Raw genomic sequence first — 16,008 nt, 5'->3', positions numbered from 1 at the left:
CGCGAAGGCGGTGCGACTGGGGAAGGAGTGAAGGGGGTTGTTCGTGTCGGGTTTTCGCGCTGATCCGGTTCTGTAAGGGCGGTGTGGAGGGGTTGGTAAACGCAGAAACCCCACCTTTTTGGGGTGGGGTTTCTGTCTGCTGCGGGGGAGCCTGACGATGACCTACTTTCACACGGGTAATCCGCACTATCATCGGCGTGGCGTCGTTTCACGGTCCTGTTCGGGATGGGAAGGGGTGGGACCGACTCACTATGGTCATCAGGCATGACTTGTTGCCGTACTGCCCATGGGGCAATACCGCCAATCGGGAAGAAGTAGTTTCTGGTGATGCTCACCAGAGGGAGATTCGGGGGGTTGTGTTGTTTCTGGCACAACACTGATCTCAACCGTGCGTGGTGTCCTGCCCCCTTCGGGGGTGGGGTCCTGGTAAATGCTGAAGCATCCGCCATGACCGGCACAAAACACACCTGTTATAGGATCAAGCCTTACGGGCAATTAGTATCAGTTAGCTTAACGCATTACTGCGCTTCCACACCTGACCTATCAACGTCCTGGTCTTGAACGACCCTTCAAGGGGCTCGAAGCCCCGGGGATATCTCATCTTAAGGCGAGTTTCCCGCTTAGATGCTTTCAGCGGTTATCTCTTCCGAACATAGCTACCCGGCGATGCCACTGGCGTGACAACCGGTACACCAGAGGTTCGTCCACTCCGGTCCTCTCGTACTAGGAGCAGCCCCCTTCAAATATCCAGCGCCCACGGCAGATAGGGACCAAACTGTCTCACGACGTTTTAAACCCAGCTCACGTACCTCTTTAAATGGCGAACAGCCATACCCTTGGGACCGGCTACAGCCCCAGGATGAGATGAGCCGACATCGAGGTGCCAAACACCGCCGTCGATATGAACTCTTGGGCGGTATCAGCCTGTTATCCCCAGAGTACCTTTTATCCGTTGAGCGATGGCCCTTCCATACAGAACCACCGGATCACTATGACCTGCTTTCGCACCTGCTCGACTTGTCGGTCTCGCAGTTAAGCACGCTTATGCCATTGCACTATCAGCACGATTTCCGACCGTACCTAGCGTACCTTCGTACTCCTCCGTTACACTTTGGGAGGAGACCGCCCCAGTCAAACTGCCTACCATGCACTGTCCCCAGTCCGGATAACGGACCAAGGTTAGAACCTCAAACAAACCAGGGTGGTATTTCAAGGGCGGCTCCACGCAGACTGGCGTCCACGCTTCAAAGCCTCCCACCTATCCTACACAGACCGGTTCAAAGTCCAATGCAAAGCTACAGTAAAGGTTCATGGGGTCTTTCCGTCTAGCCGCGGGGAGATTGCATCATCACAAACACTTCAACTTCGCTGAGTCTCGGGAGGAGACAGTGTGGCCATCGTTACGCCATTCGTGCAGGTCGGAACTTACCCGACAAGGAATTTCGCTACCTTAGGACCGTTATAGTTACGGCCGCCGTTTACCGGGACTTCAATCAAGAGCTTGCACCCCATCATTTAATCTTCCGGCACCGGGCAGGCGTCACACCCTATACGTCCACTTTCGTGTTTGCAGAGTGCTGTGTTTTTATTAAACAGTCGCAGCCACCAGTTTATTGCAACCCCTTCACCCTTCTGGCGCAGGCCAGTCAGGCTACAGGGGCGTACCTTATCCCGAAGTTACGGTACCAATTTGCCGAGTTCCTTCTCCCGAGTTCTCTCAAGCGCCTTAGAATACTCATCTCGCCCACCTGTGTCGGTTTGCGGTACGGTCCTGTTAAACTGAAGCTTAGAGGCTTTTCTTGGAACCACTTCCGATTGCTTCTTCACCTAAGTGAATGGCCTCGCACCCTTGAATTCCGCGCCCGGATTTGCCAAAGCGCCTTCTCCAATGCAAGGACCGGGACTTCCAACACCCGGACAACCTTCCGCGATCCGTCCCCCCATCGCATTTAACAATGGTGCAGGAATATTAACCTGCTTCCCATCAGCTACGCATTTCTGCCTCGCCTTAGGGGCCGACTCACCCTACGCCGATGAACGTTGCGTAGGAAACCTTGGGCTTACGGCGAGGGGGCCTTTCACCCCCTTTATCGCTACTCATGTCAGCATTCGCACTTCCGATACCTCCAGCACACTTTTCAATGCACCTTCGCAGGCTTACGGAACGCTCTCCTACCATGCACATAAATGTGCATCCGCAGCTTCGGTATATTGCTTAGCCCCGTTACATCTTCCGCGCAGGACGACTCGATCAGTGAGCTATTACGCTTTCTTTAAAGGATGGCTGCTTCTAAGCCAACCTCCTGACTGTTTTAGCCTTCCCACTTCGTTTCCCACTTAGCAATATTTGGGGACCTTAGCTGGCGGTCTGGGTTGTTTCCCTCTTGACACCGGACGTTAGCACCCGATGTCTGTCTCCCGTGATTGCACTCTTCGGTATTCGGAGTTTGCTATGGCGTAGTAATCCGCAATGGACCCCACAACCATGACAGTGCTCTACCCCCGAAGGTGATACACGAGGCACTACCTAAATAGTTTTCGGAGAGAACCAGCTATTTCCAGGTTTGTTTAGCCTTTCACCCCTATCCACAGCTCATCCCCTAACTTTTCAACGTTAGTGGGTTCGGACCTCCAGTACGTGTTACCGCACCTTCATCCTGGCCATGGATAGATCACCTGGTTTCGGGTCTACACCCAGCGACTGAATCGCCCTGTTCGGACTCGCTTTCGCTACGCCTGCCCTAATCGGTTAAGCTTGCCACTGAATGTAAGTCGCTGACCCATTATACAAAAGGTACGCCGTCACCCCCTTGCGAAGGCTCCGACTGTTTGTATGCATGCGGTTTCAGGATCTGTTTCACTCCCCTCCCGGGGTTCTTTTCGCCTTTCCCTCACGGTACTGGTTCACTATCGGTCGATCACGAGTATTTAGCCTTGGAGGATGGTCCCCCCATCTTCAGACAGGATTTCACGTGTCCCGCCCTACTTCTCGTACACCCAGTTCTTCCTCGCTGTTTTCGTCTACAGGGCTATCACCTGCTATGGCGGCACTTTCCAGAGCCTTCGACTAACAATGAAGATAAAGAGTACAGGCTGGTCCCATTTCGCTCGCCACTACTCTGGGAATCTCGGTTGATTTCTTTTCCTGCGGTTACTTAGATGTTTCAGTTCACCGCGTTCGCTTCACGTAGCCTATGTATTCAGCTACGGATGACCCATACGGGCCGGGTTTCCCCATTCGGATATCGGTGGATCAAAGCTCGTTTGCCAGCTCCCCACCGCTTTTCGCAGGCTACCGCGTCCTTCATCGCCTGTGATCGCCAAGGCATCCACCACATGCACTTGTTCGCTTGACCCTATAACGGGTGTGTCTCTCTCGAGTCACATGCCGCTACAGGTTGAGTATTCGTGTTGCGCCGTATTCCAAAGCAATCTTTCGATCACCTTTAAAATACATTGATACAATCACAACCCTGATTCACCTACTCAATCACCCATCTCTAAGTGACCTTTCGTGAATCTCTTTACTACTTCTTCCTGATTGTTAAAGAACGACAGCCGATATCGCGATTGCCATAACCGCGTATCACTCTGACTGGCTCAATCGCCAATGCACAACGCTCTGCTTCTCTCGCAGAACGCTACGCATTGAGGATTGGTGGAGGATGACGGGATCGAACCGACGACCCCCTGCTTGCAAAGCAGGTGCTCTCCCAGCTGAGCTAATCCCCCAGTCATGCACAGATCAGATCTGCTTTCATCCCAAGGGGTTCACCGGTCAGCCACCGCAGAATCAGTGGTGGGTCTGGATGGATTCGAACCATCGACCCCCGCCTTATCAAGACGGTGCTCTAACCGACTGAGCTACAGACCCCTGAGTCCGTCTGCGTATCTGTCTTCAATTTCACAGCCGATAAGCGTGAGCGCTCAACGTTTGACACGTCAGCTCGGGAAAGGAGGTGATCCAGCCGCACCTTCCGATACGGCTACCTTGTTACGACTTCACCCCAGTCATGAATCCTACCGTGGTGACCGTCCTCCTTGCGGTTAGACTAGCCACTTCTGGTAAAACCCACTCCCATGGTGTGACGGGCGGTGTGTACAAGACCCGGGAACGTATTCACCGCGGCATGCTGATCCGCGATTACTAGCGATTCCAGCTTCACGCACTCGAGTTGCAGAGTGCGATCCGGACTACGATCGGTTTTCTGGGATTGGCTCCCCCTCGCGGGTTGGCGACCCTCTGTTCCGACCATTGTATGACGTGTGAAGCCCTACCCATAAGGGCCATGAGGACTTGACGTCATCCCCACCTTCCTCCGGTTTGTCACCGGCAGTCTCCCTGGAGTGCTCTTGCGTAGCAACTAGGGACAAGGGTTGCGCTCGTTGCGGGACTTAACCCAACATCTCACGACACGAGCTGACGACAGCCATGCAGCACCTGTGTTATGGCTCCCTTTCGGGCACATCCACCTCTCAGCGGACTTCCATACATGTCAAGGGTAGGTAAGGTTTTTCGCGTTGCATCGAATTAATCCACATCATCCACCGCTTGTGCGGGTCCCCGTCAATTCCTTTGAGTTTTAATCTTGCGACCGTACTCCCCAGGCGGTCAACTTCACGCGTTAGCTACGTTACCAAGTCAATGAAGACCCGACAACTAGTTGACATCGTTTAGGGCGTGGACTACCAGGGTATCTAATCCTGTTTGCTCCCCACGCTTTCGTGCATGAGCGTCAGTATTGGCCCAGGGGGCTGCCTTCGCCATCGGTATTCCTCCACATCTCTACGCATTTCACTGCTACACGTGGAATTCTACCCCCCTCTGCCATACTCTAGCCCGCCAGTCACAAATGCAGTTCCCAGGTTAAGCCCGGGGATTTCACATCTGTCTTAGCGAACCGCCTGCGCACGCTTTACGCCCAGTAATTCCGATTAACGCTTGCACCCTACGTATTACCGCGGCTGCTGGCACGTAGTTAGCCGGTGCTTATTCTTCCGGTACCGTCATCCCCCCGCCATATTAGGGCAGAGGATTTCTTTCCGGACAAAAGTGCTTTACAACCCGAAGGCCTTCTTCACACACGCGGCATTGCTGGATCAGGGTTGCCCCCATTGTCCAAAATTCCCCACTGCTGCCTCCCGTAGGAGTCTGGGCCGTGTCTCAGTCCCAGTGTGGCTGGTCGTCCTCTCAGACCAGCTACAGATCGTCGCCTTGGTAGGCCTTTACCCCACCAACTAGCTAATCTGCCATCGGCCGCCCCTGTAGCGCGAGGTCCTAAGATCCCCCGCTTTCCTCCGCAGAGCGTATGCGGTATTAATCCGGCTTTCGCCGGGCTATCCCCCACTACAGGACACGTTCCGATGTATTACTCACCCGTTCGCCACTCGCCACCAGGGTTGCCCCCGTGCTGCCGTTCGACTTGCATGTGTAAGGCATGCCGCCAGCGTTCAATCTGAGCCAGGATCAAACTCTTCAGTTCAAACCTGTTACTGTTTTTCGGTCTCTTCCGAGACCGGTCGCTCACTCAACGTACTGACGAATGATCCAACCATCTTGCGACAGTCAAACCTTCCTTTCATTACTGTGTGAGACTTGATACTTTCGCTTCTCGGCAAACCCCGAAGGATCCGCCTCGCATCGCGCATCAAGCGCCCACACTTATCGGCTGTTAATTTTTAAAGATCGGTTACGCATTCACTACCGAACCGCCACCACCGCAATTGCCAACCTCACAACCACCCGGCACCGCTTCGTTCTGCGTCGCTGCATCAGCAGCAGAGAAACGAGATTATGAAGAACTTTCGCTACGTCGTCAACAGGTTTTTCCAACTTGCCTAACCCGCCCACTTCGCTGAAAGCCTTGCCACTACTGGCTCTCCCGCCTCCCGCACTCCGTTGTCCGAAGCACGAAAGAGCGAGATTCTAGCGAGACAGACTCCGCCTTGCAAGCGTTATCTGGAATTTATTCAGGGCGCCTTTTTTATACCGCCCGGCTCATCGACGACAGGTACTTTCACATCGGGCGCCAACGCACGCGCAGCCGGCGCGCCGATGGTCCAGTCGTGAAGCACGGTGTATGCGACCGCCAGCAAGGTCGGGCCGATGAAAACGCCAAGGAAACCAAAAGCAAATGCGCCGCCAAGAATACCCAGCATCACCAGGATCAAGGGCATGTCGCTATTCTTGCCGATCAGGATCGGCTTGATGACGTTGTCGGACATGCCGACGACCAGCACGCCCCACACCACCAGAAAGATCGCCCAGCCGGTTGCGCCGCCGTGGTACAGCCAGATCGCCGCGGGCAACCAGACGACTACTGGGCCGCCCGGTATTACAGACAGAAAGAATGTAGCCAGCCCAAGTAGCGCGGGTGCCGGCACGCCTGCGATCCAGCATCCGAATCCAGCCAGAATCCCCTGTACAAGCGCCGTGCCGAGAATCCCGTAGACCACGCCCTTCACCGTGCTGCCCGCAAGCGCCAGCAGATAGTCGGCACGCTCGCCGGCAATACGCCGCATGCCCGCATTCAGCCAGGCGGCGGCACCCTCGCCCCCCGTATAAAAGAAAAAAGCGAGCACGATACTCAACGCCAACAGCCCGAGACCATGCGTAACCGCAATCGCAGCCGCCAGAATCCACTTGCCGGCGGGCGCTGCGAGCGTACGCAATTGCGCGATCAATTCCGAATTGCTGCTTGTGAGACGCTCCCAAAATGTCTCGATGCTGGAACCCACCAGAGGAATCCGCGCAACCCACGACGGCAAATCCGGCAAACCGGCCTCAAAGAGCCGCTGAACCAGTGCGACAATGTCGTGCACGTGCGCACCAAAGGCAAAACCCGCATAGACGAACGGCCCAAGCACGACAATCAGAATGATGAACACGATCAACGCGGCCGCCCACTTGCGCCGCCCCCCGAGCGCCGCGGTCAGCCTCCGGTACAAGCCCCAGGAGCTATAGCTGAGAATGGCACCCCATAGCAGCGCGGTCGTGAAAGGCGCCAGCACCAGCAGCGATCCGCCCACCAGGATAATCAGCGCGAACACAGCGGCAAGACGTTCGATCAGTTGGTCCGATTTCATGTTGAATCTCCTGTTGCGCCAAACCGCCGGCGACGAGTAGACATACTTTTGTCAGACGTCCGCTGAAAGCGGTCAGTATAGAAGCGAGTCACGCGTCCGGGAGCGTCTTATAACATTGGGCCAGGTCGCCGTGCAACGGTCCGCAGGCGCGCTCAACAGGCTGATTTTTCGTGTGGAAACGTCCTAATTCATCCGGCATTGCCGACCAAATAATATGGCGGCATAGAAAAGACTAGAATATAAGGTTGTACACCCCAATTTCCGGATTTATGCGCTCGCGAATCGCCAAACGTCTCCCACCCGATGCCGACAAGCTCGTCGGTCTTTCGCTCGCGCTTTTCGCGTCGGGCAGCCGCACCGAGGACCGCTTCTGGGAAGCGAAACTCGATGCGCTGCTGGCCAAGATCGTCCGCAATGCCAACCAGACTACGCTGGACGCCGCGCTCGATCATCTGCAGCAAAATCATCCCGACGCGTATGGCGCGCTCGCCGATATGGCGGAAACCCACAGCGAGTCGTTCATCCTCGAACACGAAGGCGTGCCTTACGAAGCGCTGCTGATCGCCGCGCCAGTGCTCGCCTGGACCCGCTACATGATTCCGTCCGGCCCGCTCAAGACCGACGCCGCCGACGCCCTGCGCGCGCATCTGCAAGCTCACGTGCTCGCCGCGAATACGCGGGTCGCCATGGCGCCTTTCCTGTACAGCATCGATCAACTGCCACGTCATCATGTCGAAACCTGGCGCATTGCCCAGCAACTCGCTCAGGCAGCCATGGCCGGCGGCAACGTGAAGCTGAATTTCGGCGAGTTGCCGGAGACCTCGCCGATTCTGGCCGACCCGCGCTTCCTGCTGGCCGTAGTCGCGGCACCGGCGGGCGAGCCGACGTTCCGCTGGCAGGAAGAAGAGCACGGCAACCGGATCGAGCGCGGCCAATGTCTTGAACAATGGGCCACGCAAGGCGGCGCCAATTTGTCGCTGGTGTTGCCGGGCTGCGAATTCGAGTGTCTGTTACCGGACGCCTATTATTCAGCCTGCCGTGATGCCGACGAGAGCGTACGCCCTCACACCGTGCGCACCGCCGTGCGCTATCTGTTCGACACGATCGGCGCAGCGCCTCAGGAATTGCGCGCGGTCGTCGCGGGCTTCGGCGAACGCCGTATCGACGAATACCGCGTCGGCTTTACGCGCCGGGGCAGCAATGACGTGATCTACGGCGTCGTATGGCCGCTGTACGGCCGTGAGAACGGCGAACCCGGCATCGACGAAGAGCCGCAAGAAACCGCCGCTTCGGACGATCCGCTCGAAGAAATCGTCGCGTTGCTCAAGGAGACCGGTGTAACCGAGGTGCGTCGGCACGCCGGCCGCTTCGAGCCGGAATATTGCGACGACTGCGGCGTGCCGCTCTATGCCGACCCGCTCGGTGAAATCGTCCATGCCGAAATGCCGGAGGACGCGGAGCCCGCGCAGCCGCACTTCCATTGAACACGGCCACCGGCGCGTTTCGCGCCACATAAAAAAGCCCCGCCGCGCGCGGGGCTTTTTTGTATCTGATCTTTTCCATGTCATTCCTCTTATGCCTTTTGGACAGGCCGTCAAGTCGAAGGGAATTTGTCATCATAGGGACGGCGACGCATTGCAACGCATCCGGCTCTCACTCGCCGTGCGTCTGCATCGCGCCACTTCGCCCGATTCATCTGGAGACATGCATGCGATTCTCGATACTCAACTCAAACGCGGAACGGCGTGATGGGCTCAAAGCACTACTGCGGCAAATTGACCGGCTGGCGCGTTTTAACGAAGCGCAAGACTGGCGTCAGGTTGAACGCCCACTCAAGCGTCAGCGGCCCGACCTGCTCGTGATCGATTGGCAGGACTGGATGTCGATCGCGGATACGCGCCATCTGCTCAGTCACTACCCCGATCTGCGCATTGCGGTGTTAACCGACCAGATCTCGCCGGTCTCCGTGCGAGAGCTCATGGACGAAGGCGTGCTCGGCGTCGTGCCGCGCGACACCGACCCGTGTCTGATCGTGCGCGCGTTTGAAATGGTGCTACTGGGCGGTCACTACGTGCCACCCGGCGCACTGGCGCTCGATCCTCCCCTGCCGCCGGATATCGCCATCCGGCCGTTCGACGAGAAGAGCCCTCCGCCACGCCGCACCAAACTGGCCAATGGGCTGTCACCCCGTCAGCAGCAGATCATGCGCTGCGTCCACATGGGCAGCACCAACAAGATGATCGCGCGCACCCTCGGCATCAGCGAGGGCACCGTCAAGATCCATCTGACCAGCATATTCCAGCAGCTCGGCGCGCCAAATCGCGCCGCCGCGGTCGCGCTCTACAACGGTTGGCTGTCAAACCATCTACAGGTATTGCGTAACGATGCCGACGGCCCGATTCGCCCGATCATGGGACAAGCCGGCATAGTGCCTTTGCGTCGCCGCACGCGACGGCGCTTCCAGTATCCGTTGCCCGCTAACGACACGGCCGCCCGGTTGCCGATGGCAGCCGAACCAGGCACGCAATACGGCGATGCGCCCGCCGCCGGACCGACAGCGGACCCGCTTCCGCAAGGTCCTGCATGAGCGGCGCGGGCGGGCGGAACAGAACCCGGGCGAGCACTTTCTGACAGCGTTTGCGCCTGCTGGCATGGAATCCGCTCACACCTTTTCTCGTCCAACGAGTAATATGAGACTCATGGGTTTCCTCTACACACCGCTTCCGTTCTGGGTCGCTGTCGGTGGCTGGACCGCCACTGCGATAGTGGTCGCGCTCGCGCTGTGGAAAAATCCTTTCAAACGACTTCAGGATGGCACACTGCAGCATGTCTGGCTTGCGATCATCGTCGCAGTGTCGGTGCTGTGGGCCAGCAATGCATGGCTCGACGACGGCACCGTCATGCATCTGCTCGGCGCCACGCTAGTCGTCACGTTATTCGACTGGGCGCTGGCGCTGATCGCCATGGCGGTGGTGACAGGTCTTGCCGCCGTCGTCTTCGATGCACCCTGGCAGGGTATCGCGCTCACCTTCCTCGTGTACGGTGCGCTGCCAGTCGGCATTTCGACTCTGGTTCAACGCATCAGCATCGCGTGGCTGCCGCGCAATCTCTTCATGTTCATCTTCGGCCAAGGGTTTGTCTCGCCTGCCATTGCCGTGTCTCTTACGGCGGCCGCGGCGCTCGGCATTCATATCGCGCTCGTCGGCGGCTCGATGACCGTGATACCCGCCGGCTACGCGTTCAGTGTGCTTCTACTTGCCACAGGGGAAGCCTGGTTCACCGGCATGTCGACGGCATTGATCGCGGTTTATCGTCCTGCGTGGGTCACCACTTATGACGTACGGAGATATCGATTGGGCGGACCACGCACCTGACACTTGCATCAACATCGAACGCGTGTTGGCGGCAATGGACGGCCGCGTCGAGCCGCCCGTGCACCACGACAGGACAAAATATTTGTGTCAGGATTGAACTCCACCCTCTCGCGGGGCATCTTACGTGCCTCATGTCTTATTAGCGTCTAACGAACTAGATGGATCGCACCAACGTACCGCGCCGATTGCTGCGGTTGGTCGGCCGGTTGGCAACATGTGCGGCGAGTCTTTCGCTCATATGCTCCACCTCCGCGCTCGCCGATCAACTCGAACAGCACAATGATCTCGTCAATAAGTTTGTCAATGAAATGCATGCGGACCCGCTCGTTGCGGACTGCGCGGCTCATGGCAACTTTGTTGCCAGCACCTCGACCGTCTTCGACCACGTCGAATTTCCGCCCAGTTCGTTCGATAGCGCGCATGCCTCGGTCACGCCGTGGAACGATTCGTTCGACGAGGGCAAACAGCGCGTCAAGGTAGACAACATCGTCACGGTCGAAGGGCTTGGCATCCGCCAGAGCGGCGACGGCGACCCCGCCGATCTGAAATTCCGCTGCGGCTATGTCGGCGCGCAGATGCTGGCGTTCAGCTGGAACGATCCGGTGCCCCCGGCCCGCGCGCGCAGCTCGGAACCCTCGGGATCGCGAGTGTCGTCCGGCAAACATAAGAGCGCCAAGGGCAAGCACTCGGCAAGCGGCAAAACGACGAAGAAAGCGACCACGAAGTCTTCGAAATCGAGCTCGGGCAAGTCGTCGTCGAGAACGAGCACTGGCAAAGCCACCGCGAAGAAGGCACCGGCAAAGAAGAAAACCCAGTAGCGGTTCGCGCCCGCGGCATCATGTCGCCCGAGCCGCTGGTCCGACGGTGAGCAATGAAAACGAGGCACACCGTGAAGTGCATGCCTCGTTTTTATGCGGAGCACGGTTTAAGCAAACGTCTCCACGTGCCGCAAGATTGCCTGAAGCATCGCCGCGCCGAGCGACGCGCTACGCTCGCCGTTCCAGCCCACCCGTTCGTCGGGCAGATTGGCGTTGTCCTTGAACGGCATCTCCAGTGTCAGCGACAGGCAGCCGAATTCGTTGCCGATGTACTTCGACGCCAGCTTCAGTGCATCCTCGCGATATTTGCTCGCGGCGTAGCCGTGCTTGTCCTGGAAATCGGGGCTCGCATGCTTGAACGCTTCGATGAACGCCTGCTGCTCTTCCCGCTGCCGCTCCGTGAATCCCGGCAGCATTTCGGAGCCGGCCACGAACACGTAAGGCAGCGCTTCGTCGCCGTGGATATCGAAGAAGAGGTCGCAGCCGGTGGCGTGAATCGCGTCGCGCACCACCAGCACCTCGGGGCTGCGCGCGGCATCCGGCTCCATCCACTCGCGATTCAGATTCGCGCCAGCCGCATTCGTGCGCAGATTGCCGTGCACGCTGCCATCCGGATTCATATTCGGCACGATGTAGAAGACAGCGTAATCGTAGAGCTTGCGCGCCACCGGGTCTCCCGCCCAATCGCCCCAACCTGCGAGCCGCTTCACGAGACCCTCGATAAACCATTCGGCCATCGTCTCGCCGGGGTGCTGGCGCGCGATCAGCCAGATCTTCTTTTTGGGCGTGTCGCCGGTTTGCGGCGTGCCGAGCGTGAGCAACGACACGGGCCGGCCTTCGACGGTCGTGCCCAATTCCGTGAGCGTTGCCTGCGGCATCTGCTGCACCGCGCCCAGAAACTCCGAATGACGCTCCTCACTGTACGGCTCGAAATACGCGTAGTAAACACGGTCGAAATCCGGCGTGTGGTCGATCGTCAACACGCGGCCGTCGTACGACGTAGGCACGCGGAACCAGTTCACCCGGTCATAGCTCGCCACAGCCTGGTAGTTACGCCAGCCTTCGGCAAAAGCGCACGCGGCCGCATTTTCGAAGGTCATCACACAGCGCTCGCCCGCCGCGCCGGATAACCGGAAGTAGAACCACTGCGCGAATTCGGCATGGCTGTCCGGCCGCACGCGCAAACGGATATTGTCCGCTTCTTCGCAGGACAGCACCTCGATCGCGCCAGCGTCGAAAGTGCTCGTAATGGATAACGTCATGATGTTTCTTCCCTGCTTGTGTGCGCGGCGAAACGCCTATTCAGCGACGCGGCGGCGGAATACGTAAGTGGAATCGTTCGACGCTTCAGCGTCGAACGCGTAGCCTTCGGCGTCGAAGTCCTTCAACTGCTCGGGCTTGTCGAGACGGTTTTCCACGGCGTAGCGCGCCATCAGGCCGCGCGCGCGCTTTGCATGGAAGCTGATGATCTTGTAGCGGCCGCCCTTCCAGTCCTCGAACACGGGCGTGATGACCGGCGCCTCGAGCAGCTTCGGCTTGACCGACCTGAAGTACTCGCCCGACGCGCAATTCACCAGCACACGGGACGCCGCGGCGTTCTTCTTCAGTTGCACATTCAAGGCCTGCGTGATCCGCTCGCCCCAGAACGCATATAGATCCTTGCCGCGCGGGTTGGCGAAACGCGTACCCATTTCGAGCCGGTAAGGTTGCAGCAGGTCGAGCGGGCGCAGCAAACCGTACAGGCCGGACAACACGCGCACGTGATTCTGCGCATAGTCCAGATCCGCCGCCGACAACGTCTTGGCGCTGAAGCCCTCGTACACGTCGCCGTTGAACGCCAATACCGCCTGCTTGGCGTTGTGCGTGCCGAATTTGGGCGACCACTCCGCATAGCGCTGGAAATTGAGGTGCGCGAGCTGATCCGAAATATCCATCAAGGAGGCGATCTGCTGCGGCGACAAAAGGCGCAATCCGCCGATCAACTCGGCCGCGTCGTCGACGAAATCGGGGATCGTGTGCTTTTTGACGTGAGGCGGGGTTTCGTAGTCGAGCGATTTCGCCGGCGACAGAACGATTATCATAGAGGCTTGCAGGCACGCCGTGCCTGGCGGTCAAAGACGAAAGCCAGATTGTAACGAATGCCCGGTTCCCATGCCTCACGCGGCGCTTTGCGCGTCGTCCTCGATTCCAATGTGTGGATCGACATTCTCGTGTTCGACGATCCGCACACGCGGCCGATCGCGGCCGCGCTCGAAAGCGGCGCGTTGGCTGCGCTGATCGACGCGCGCTGCCTCGCCGAACTCACCTACGTGCTCGACTACCCGCAATTCGTGCATCGCAAAGTGGACAAGGCCGCCGCGCTCACGGTCGTCGCTCGGCTCGCGCAGCTGGTCGAACCCGTTGCGCCACAGGAAGACGCCAGGCCCTTGCCCAAATGCAAAGATCGCGACGACCAGAAGTTTCTCGAGCTTGCGCACGCCGCGCAGGCCGACTGGCTGGTCTCGAAAGATCGCGCGGTGTTGAAGCTGGCCAAACGGATTGCACGTGATTTCGGCTTTCAGATCGCCCAGCCGGCGCCCTTCGTCGTCGCCATCGGCGCGTTACCGAGCACCACCGGCGAGCCCGCAACCGCATGACTCGCCAGCCGCATGGCCCTGGCCAGACGGCTAACGCGAGCTTCGCGGCGCGCACACCGCGCCGCGATTCCCTACAATCAGGCTTCGCCCGTTTCAAACGACGCCTTTGTCTAACCCACTTGCCCACGCTCCGGACAGCGCCATGAATGCACCGCACGACACGCCAACGAGTCCCACGTTTCCGTCTCGCCTGCCGAATGTCGGCACGACGATTTTCACCGTGATGAGCGCGCTCGCCGCCGAAAAAGGCGCGGTGAATCTGGGTCAAGGCTTTCCCGATTTCAACTGCGATCCGCGAATTGTCGACGCGGTCGCGAACGCCATGCGCGAGGGCCACAACCAATACCCGCCCATGGCGGGTGCCGCACCGCTGCGTCAGGCGATCTCGGACAAGATCGCGAACCTGTACGGCCGCCGCTACGACGCCACGACTGAAATCACCGTGACGGCGGGCGCGACCCAGGCATTGCTGACCGCGATTCTCTGCAGCGTCCATCCGGGCGATGAAGTGGTGGTGGTCGAACCGACCTACGACAGCTACCTGCCGTCCATCGAACTGGCCGGCGGCAAGCCGGTCTTCGTCACGCTGGAAGCGCCCGACTACGCGATTCCGTTCGACAGGCTCGCTGCCGCGATCACGCCGAAAACCCGGCTCCTGCTGATCAACACGCCGCACAATCCGACCGGCACGGTCTGGCGCGAGCAGGATATGCGCAAGCTCGAAGAAATCGTGCGCGGCACCAACGTGCTGATCCTCTCCGACGAAGTGTATGAACACATGGTCTATGACGGCGCGCCGCACGAGAGCGTGGCCCGCTATCCGGAACTGGCGCAGCGCAGTTTCGTGGTGTCGAGCTTCGGCAAGACCTACCATGTGACGGGCTGGAAGGTCGGCTACGTAGCCGCGCCTGCCGCGCTCACCGCCGAGTTCCGCAAGGTGCACCAGTTCAACGTGTTCACCGTCAACACGCCAATGCAGATCGGCCTCGCCGACTACATGAAAGATCCGGCGCCGTATCTCGACCTGCCGGCGTTTTATCAGAAGAAGCGCGACTTCTTCCGCGCCGGCCTCGCGAATTCACGCTTCAGGCTGTTGCCGTGCACGGGCACGTACTTTCAGTGCGTCGACTATTCGGCAATCAGCGATTTGCCCGAAGCCGAATTCGCGCAATGGCTGACCGGCGAGATCGGCGTCGCGGCCATTCCGGTCTCGGCGTTCTATCACGAGGCACATGAGTCGGGCGTGGTGCGCTTCTGCTTCGCCAAGCAGGAGAGCACGCTCGCCACCGCGCTCGAGCGGCTGGCGCGGCTTTAAAATGTCCCGCGCGATGCCAAGAACGCTCCCCCGTTTCTTGCCATCGCGCGCAACGGCCCGGGCGTGCGCGGTGCGCGCCCGTTCGCTTACTGGCAGGCCGCGCCCGTCAACCCGGGCGCGACGCGGCGATATACGCCTTGCGATCCTCGGTCACACGCTGCGCGGCCGGCCGTGCGTTGATCGCTTTCACGTAGCCCTTCCAGTCCACGCCGGCGTCCAGCAGAAAATCGCGCCCGTAGATGGTCTGCGTCGCCATGCCCACCAGCGGCAAGCTCACGTATCCGGCCGTATCCGCAACGCTGAAGCGCTCGCCGCTCAGATACGGCCCGAACTTCGCGATCCGCCTGAAGCCGGCAATATGATGCTCAAGCAGTTTCTCGACACGCCCTTTGGTCGCCTCGGTCACGGTGCCGCCAAAGAACGCTTCCTTGTAGAGATTGCGCGCGGTCAGTTCGAGATGCACGTCCACGAACATGATCAGCTCGCGCTCCTTGGCCGCTTCCCAAGGGTCGGTGGAGAAAATCGCCTTGTCGGGAAAGCGCGCCGCCAGATACTCGACAATGCATTGCGATTCGCACAGATCGCCGTCTTCAGTCTGCAGATAAGGCACCTTGCCGAGCGGCGAATGCTCGAGCATGGCCTCTTCCTGGCTCGGCAGCACCGCCACCTCCTCGAACGGAATGCCGTGTTCGAGCAGCACGAACTTCACTTTGTTGTAATAGTTAGAGAGCGCGAAACCGCACAGCTTGATCATCGGGTGTCTCCTTCCTTCGGGTCGT

General features: G+C 59.0%; 10 protein-coding genes, 2 tRNA genes and 3 rRNA genes. 6 read left to right on the top strand and 9 right to left on the bottom strand.

Annotation, left to right across the window (positions count from 1 at the left end; translation table 11 throughout):
• Nucleotides 1-149 precede the first annotated feature (149 nt).
• The 6 genes from rrf to PDMSB3_RS06255 form a co-directional block, all read right to left on the bottom strand.
• Nucleotides 150-263: ribosomal RNA gene (gene rrf, locus PDMSB3_RS06280) — 5S ribosomal RNA — on the bottom strand.
• A 211-nt stretch (nt 264-474) separates the two neighbouring features.
• A 23S ribosomal RNA gene (locus tag PDMSB3_RS06275) occupies nt 475-3,356 on the bottom strand.
• Nucleotides 3,357-3,656: 300 nt separating this feature from the next.
• Nucleotides 3,657-3,732 (bottom strand) — tRNA-Ala (locus PDMSB3_RS06270).
• Between the two features lie 65 nt (nt 3,733-3,797).
• Nucleotides 3,798-3,874 (bottom strand) — tRNA-Ile (locus PDMSB3_RS06265).
• A gap of 78 nt (nt 3,875-3,952) precedes the next feature.
• Nucleotides 3,953-5,483, bottom strand: a 16S ribosomal RNA gene (locus PDMSB3_RS06260).
• The 16S, 23S and 5S rRNA genes sit together here with 2 tRNA genes alongside, the layout of an rRNA operon.
• A 487-nt stretch (nt 5,484-5,970) precedes the next feature.
• A complete protein-coding gene (locus PDMSB3_RS06255; protein ID WP_165185422.1) occupies nt 5,971-7,086 on the bottom strand; it encodes an AI-2E family transporter in 1,116 nt (371 codons plus the stop codon).
• A 269-nt stretch (nt 7,087-7,355) separates the two neighbouring features.
• On the opposite strand from PDMSB3_RS06255, the gene PDMSB3_RS06250 reads away from it, so the two are divergent.
• From PDMSB3_RS06250 to PDMSB3_RS06235, 4 genes are all read left to right on the top strand, one after another.
• Nucleotides 7,356-8,570, top strand: coding sequence for a DUF2863 family protein (locus tag PDMSB3_RS06250; protein WP_165185420.1), 1,215 nt, complete (start codon nt 7,356-7,358; stop codon nt 8,568-8,570).
• Between the two features lie 224 nt (nt 8,571-8,794).
• The gene (locus tag PDMSB3_RS06245) at nt 8,795-9,673 is read left to right on the top strand and encodes a response regulator transcription factor (RefSeq protein WP_007175578.1); all 879 of its coding nucleotides are present in this window, start codon (nt 8,795-8,797) and stop codon (nt 9,671-9,673) included.
• Nucleotides 9,674-9,785: 112 nt separating this feature from the next.
• A complete protein-coding gene (locus PDMSB3_RS06240; RefSeq protein WP_007175579.1) occupies nt 9,786-10,460 on the top strand; it encodes an energy-coupling factor ABC transporter permease in 675 nt (224 codons plus the stop codon).
• Nucleotides 10,461-10,618: 158 nt separating this feature from the next.
• On the top strand, nt 10,619-11,278 hold the full coding sequence (locus tag PDMSB3_RS06235) for a BspC domain-containing protein (RefSeq protein WP_007175580.1): 660 nt from the start codon (nt 10,619-10,621) through the stop codon (nt 11,276-11,278).
• A 107-nt stretch (nt 11,279-11,385) separates the two neighbouring features.
• Here PDMSB3_RS06235 and PDMSB3_RS06230 read toward each other — a convergent pair whose 3' ends face one another.
• Nucleotides 11,386-12,540 carry a M14 family metallopeptidase gene (locus tag PDMSB3_RS06230; protein WP_007175581.1) on the bottom strand — a complete coding sequence of 385 codons (1,155 nt, stop codon included), beginning with the start codon at nt 12,538-12,540 and terminating at the stop codon, nt 11,386-11,388.
• Nucleotides 12,541-12,576: 36 nt separating this feature from the next.
• Complete coding sequence (yaaA, locus tag PDMSB3_RS06225; protein WP_165185417.1) at nt 12,577-13,359, bottom strand: peroxide stress protein YaaA; 783 nt, start codon at nt 13,357-13,359, stop codon at nt 12,577-12,579.
• A 57-nt stretch (nt 13,360-13,416) separates the two neighbouring features.
• Here yaaA and PDMSB3_RS06220 point away from each other — a divergent pair, with 57 nt between their 5' ends.
• Nucleotides 13,417-13,914, top strand: coding sequence for a putative toxin-antitoxin system toxin component, PIN family (locus PDMSB3_RS06220; RefSeq protein WP_165185415.1), 498 nt, complete (start codon nt 13,417-13,419; stop codon nt 13,912-13,914).
• Nucleotides 13,915-14,056: 142 nt separating this feature from the next.
• A complete protein-coding gene (locus tag PDMSB3_RS06215) occupies nt 14,057-15,229 on the top strand; it encodes a pyridoxal phosphate-dependent aminotransferase (RefSeq protein WP_165185412.1) in 1,173 nt (390 codons plus the stop codon).
• A gap of 106 nt (nt 15,230-15,335) precedes the next feature.
• Here the strand turns inward: PDMSB3_RS06215 and PDMSB3_RS06210 are convergent, their stop codons facing one another.
• Nucleotides 15,336-15,983 carry a glutathione S-transferase family protein gene (locus PDMSB3_RS06210; RefSeq protein WP_165185410.1) on the bottom strand — a complete coding sequence of 216 codons (648 nt, stop codon included), beginning with the start codon at nt 15,981-15,983 and terminating at the stop codon, nt 15,336-15,338.
• Nucleotides 15,984-16,008: the final 25 nt, after the last annotated feature.

The sequence above is a fragment of the Paraburkholderia dioscoreae genome (assembly GCF_902459535.1).
Lineage (GTDB): Bacteria > Pseudomonadota > Gammaproteobacteria > Burkholderiales > Burkholderiaceae > Paraburkholderia > Paraburkholderia dioscoreae.
Note: the sequence above shows the minus strand (reverse complement) of the source record. Positions and strands in the feature narration are given on the sequence as shown.

Excerpts from the sequence above, each read along its gene's own strand:
- PDMSB3_RS06220 (WP_165185415.1), top strand. The coding sequence starts at position 13,417 with ATGCCCGGTTCCCATGCCTCACGCGGCGCTTTGCGCGTCGTCCTCGAT.
- PDMSB3_RS06245 (WP_007175578.1), top strand. The coding sequence starts at position 8,795 with ATGCGATTCTCGATACTCAACTCAAACGCGGAACGGCGTGATGGGCTC.
- yaaA (WP_165185417.1), bottom strand. The coding sequence starts at position 13,359 with ATGATAATCGTTCTGTCGCCGGCGAAATCGCTCGACTACGAAACCCCG.
- PDMSB3_RS06255 (WP_165185422.1), bottom strand. The coding sequence starts at position 7,086 with ATGAAATCGGACCAACTGATCGAACGTCTTGCCGCTGTGTTCGCGCTG.
- PDMSB3_RS06250 (WP_165185420.1), top strand. The coding sequence starts at position 7,356 with ATGCGCTCGCGAATCGCCAAACGTCTCCCACCCGATGCCGACAAGCTC.
- PDMSB3_RS06235 (WP_007175580.1), top strand. The coding sequence starts at position 10,619 with ATGGATCGCACCAACGTACCGCGCCGATTGCTGCGGTTGGTCGGCCGG.
- PDMSB3_RS06230 (WP_007175581.1), bottom strand. The coding sequence starts at position 12,540 with ATGACGTTATCCATTACGAGCACTTTCGACGCTGGCGCGATCGAGGTG.
- PDMSB3_RS06240 (WP_007175579.1), top strand. The coding sequence starts at position 9,786 with ATGGGTTTCCTCTACACACCGCTTCCGTTCTGGGTCGCTGTCGGTGGC.
- PDMSB3_RS06210 (WP_165185410.1), bottom strand. The coding sequence starts at position 15,983 with ATGATCAAGCTGTGCGGTTTCGCGCTCTCTAACTATTACAACAAAGTG.
- PDMSB3_RS06215 (WP_165185412.1), top strand. The coding sequence starts at position 14,057 with ATGAATGCACCGCACGACACGCCAACGAGTCCCACGTTTCCGTCTCGC.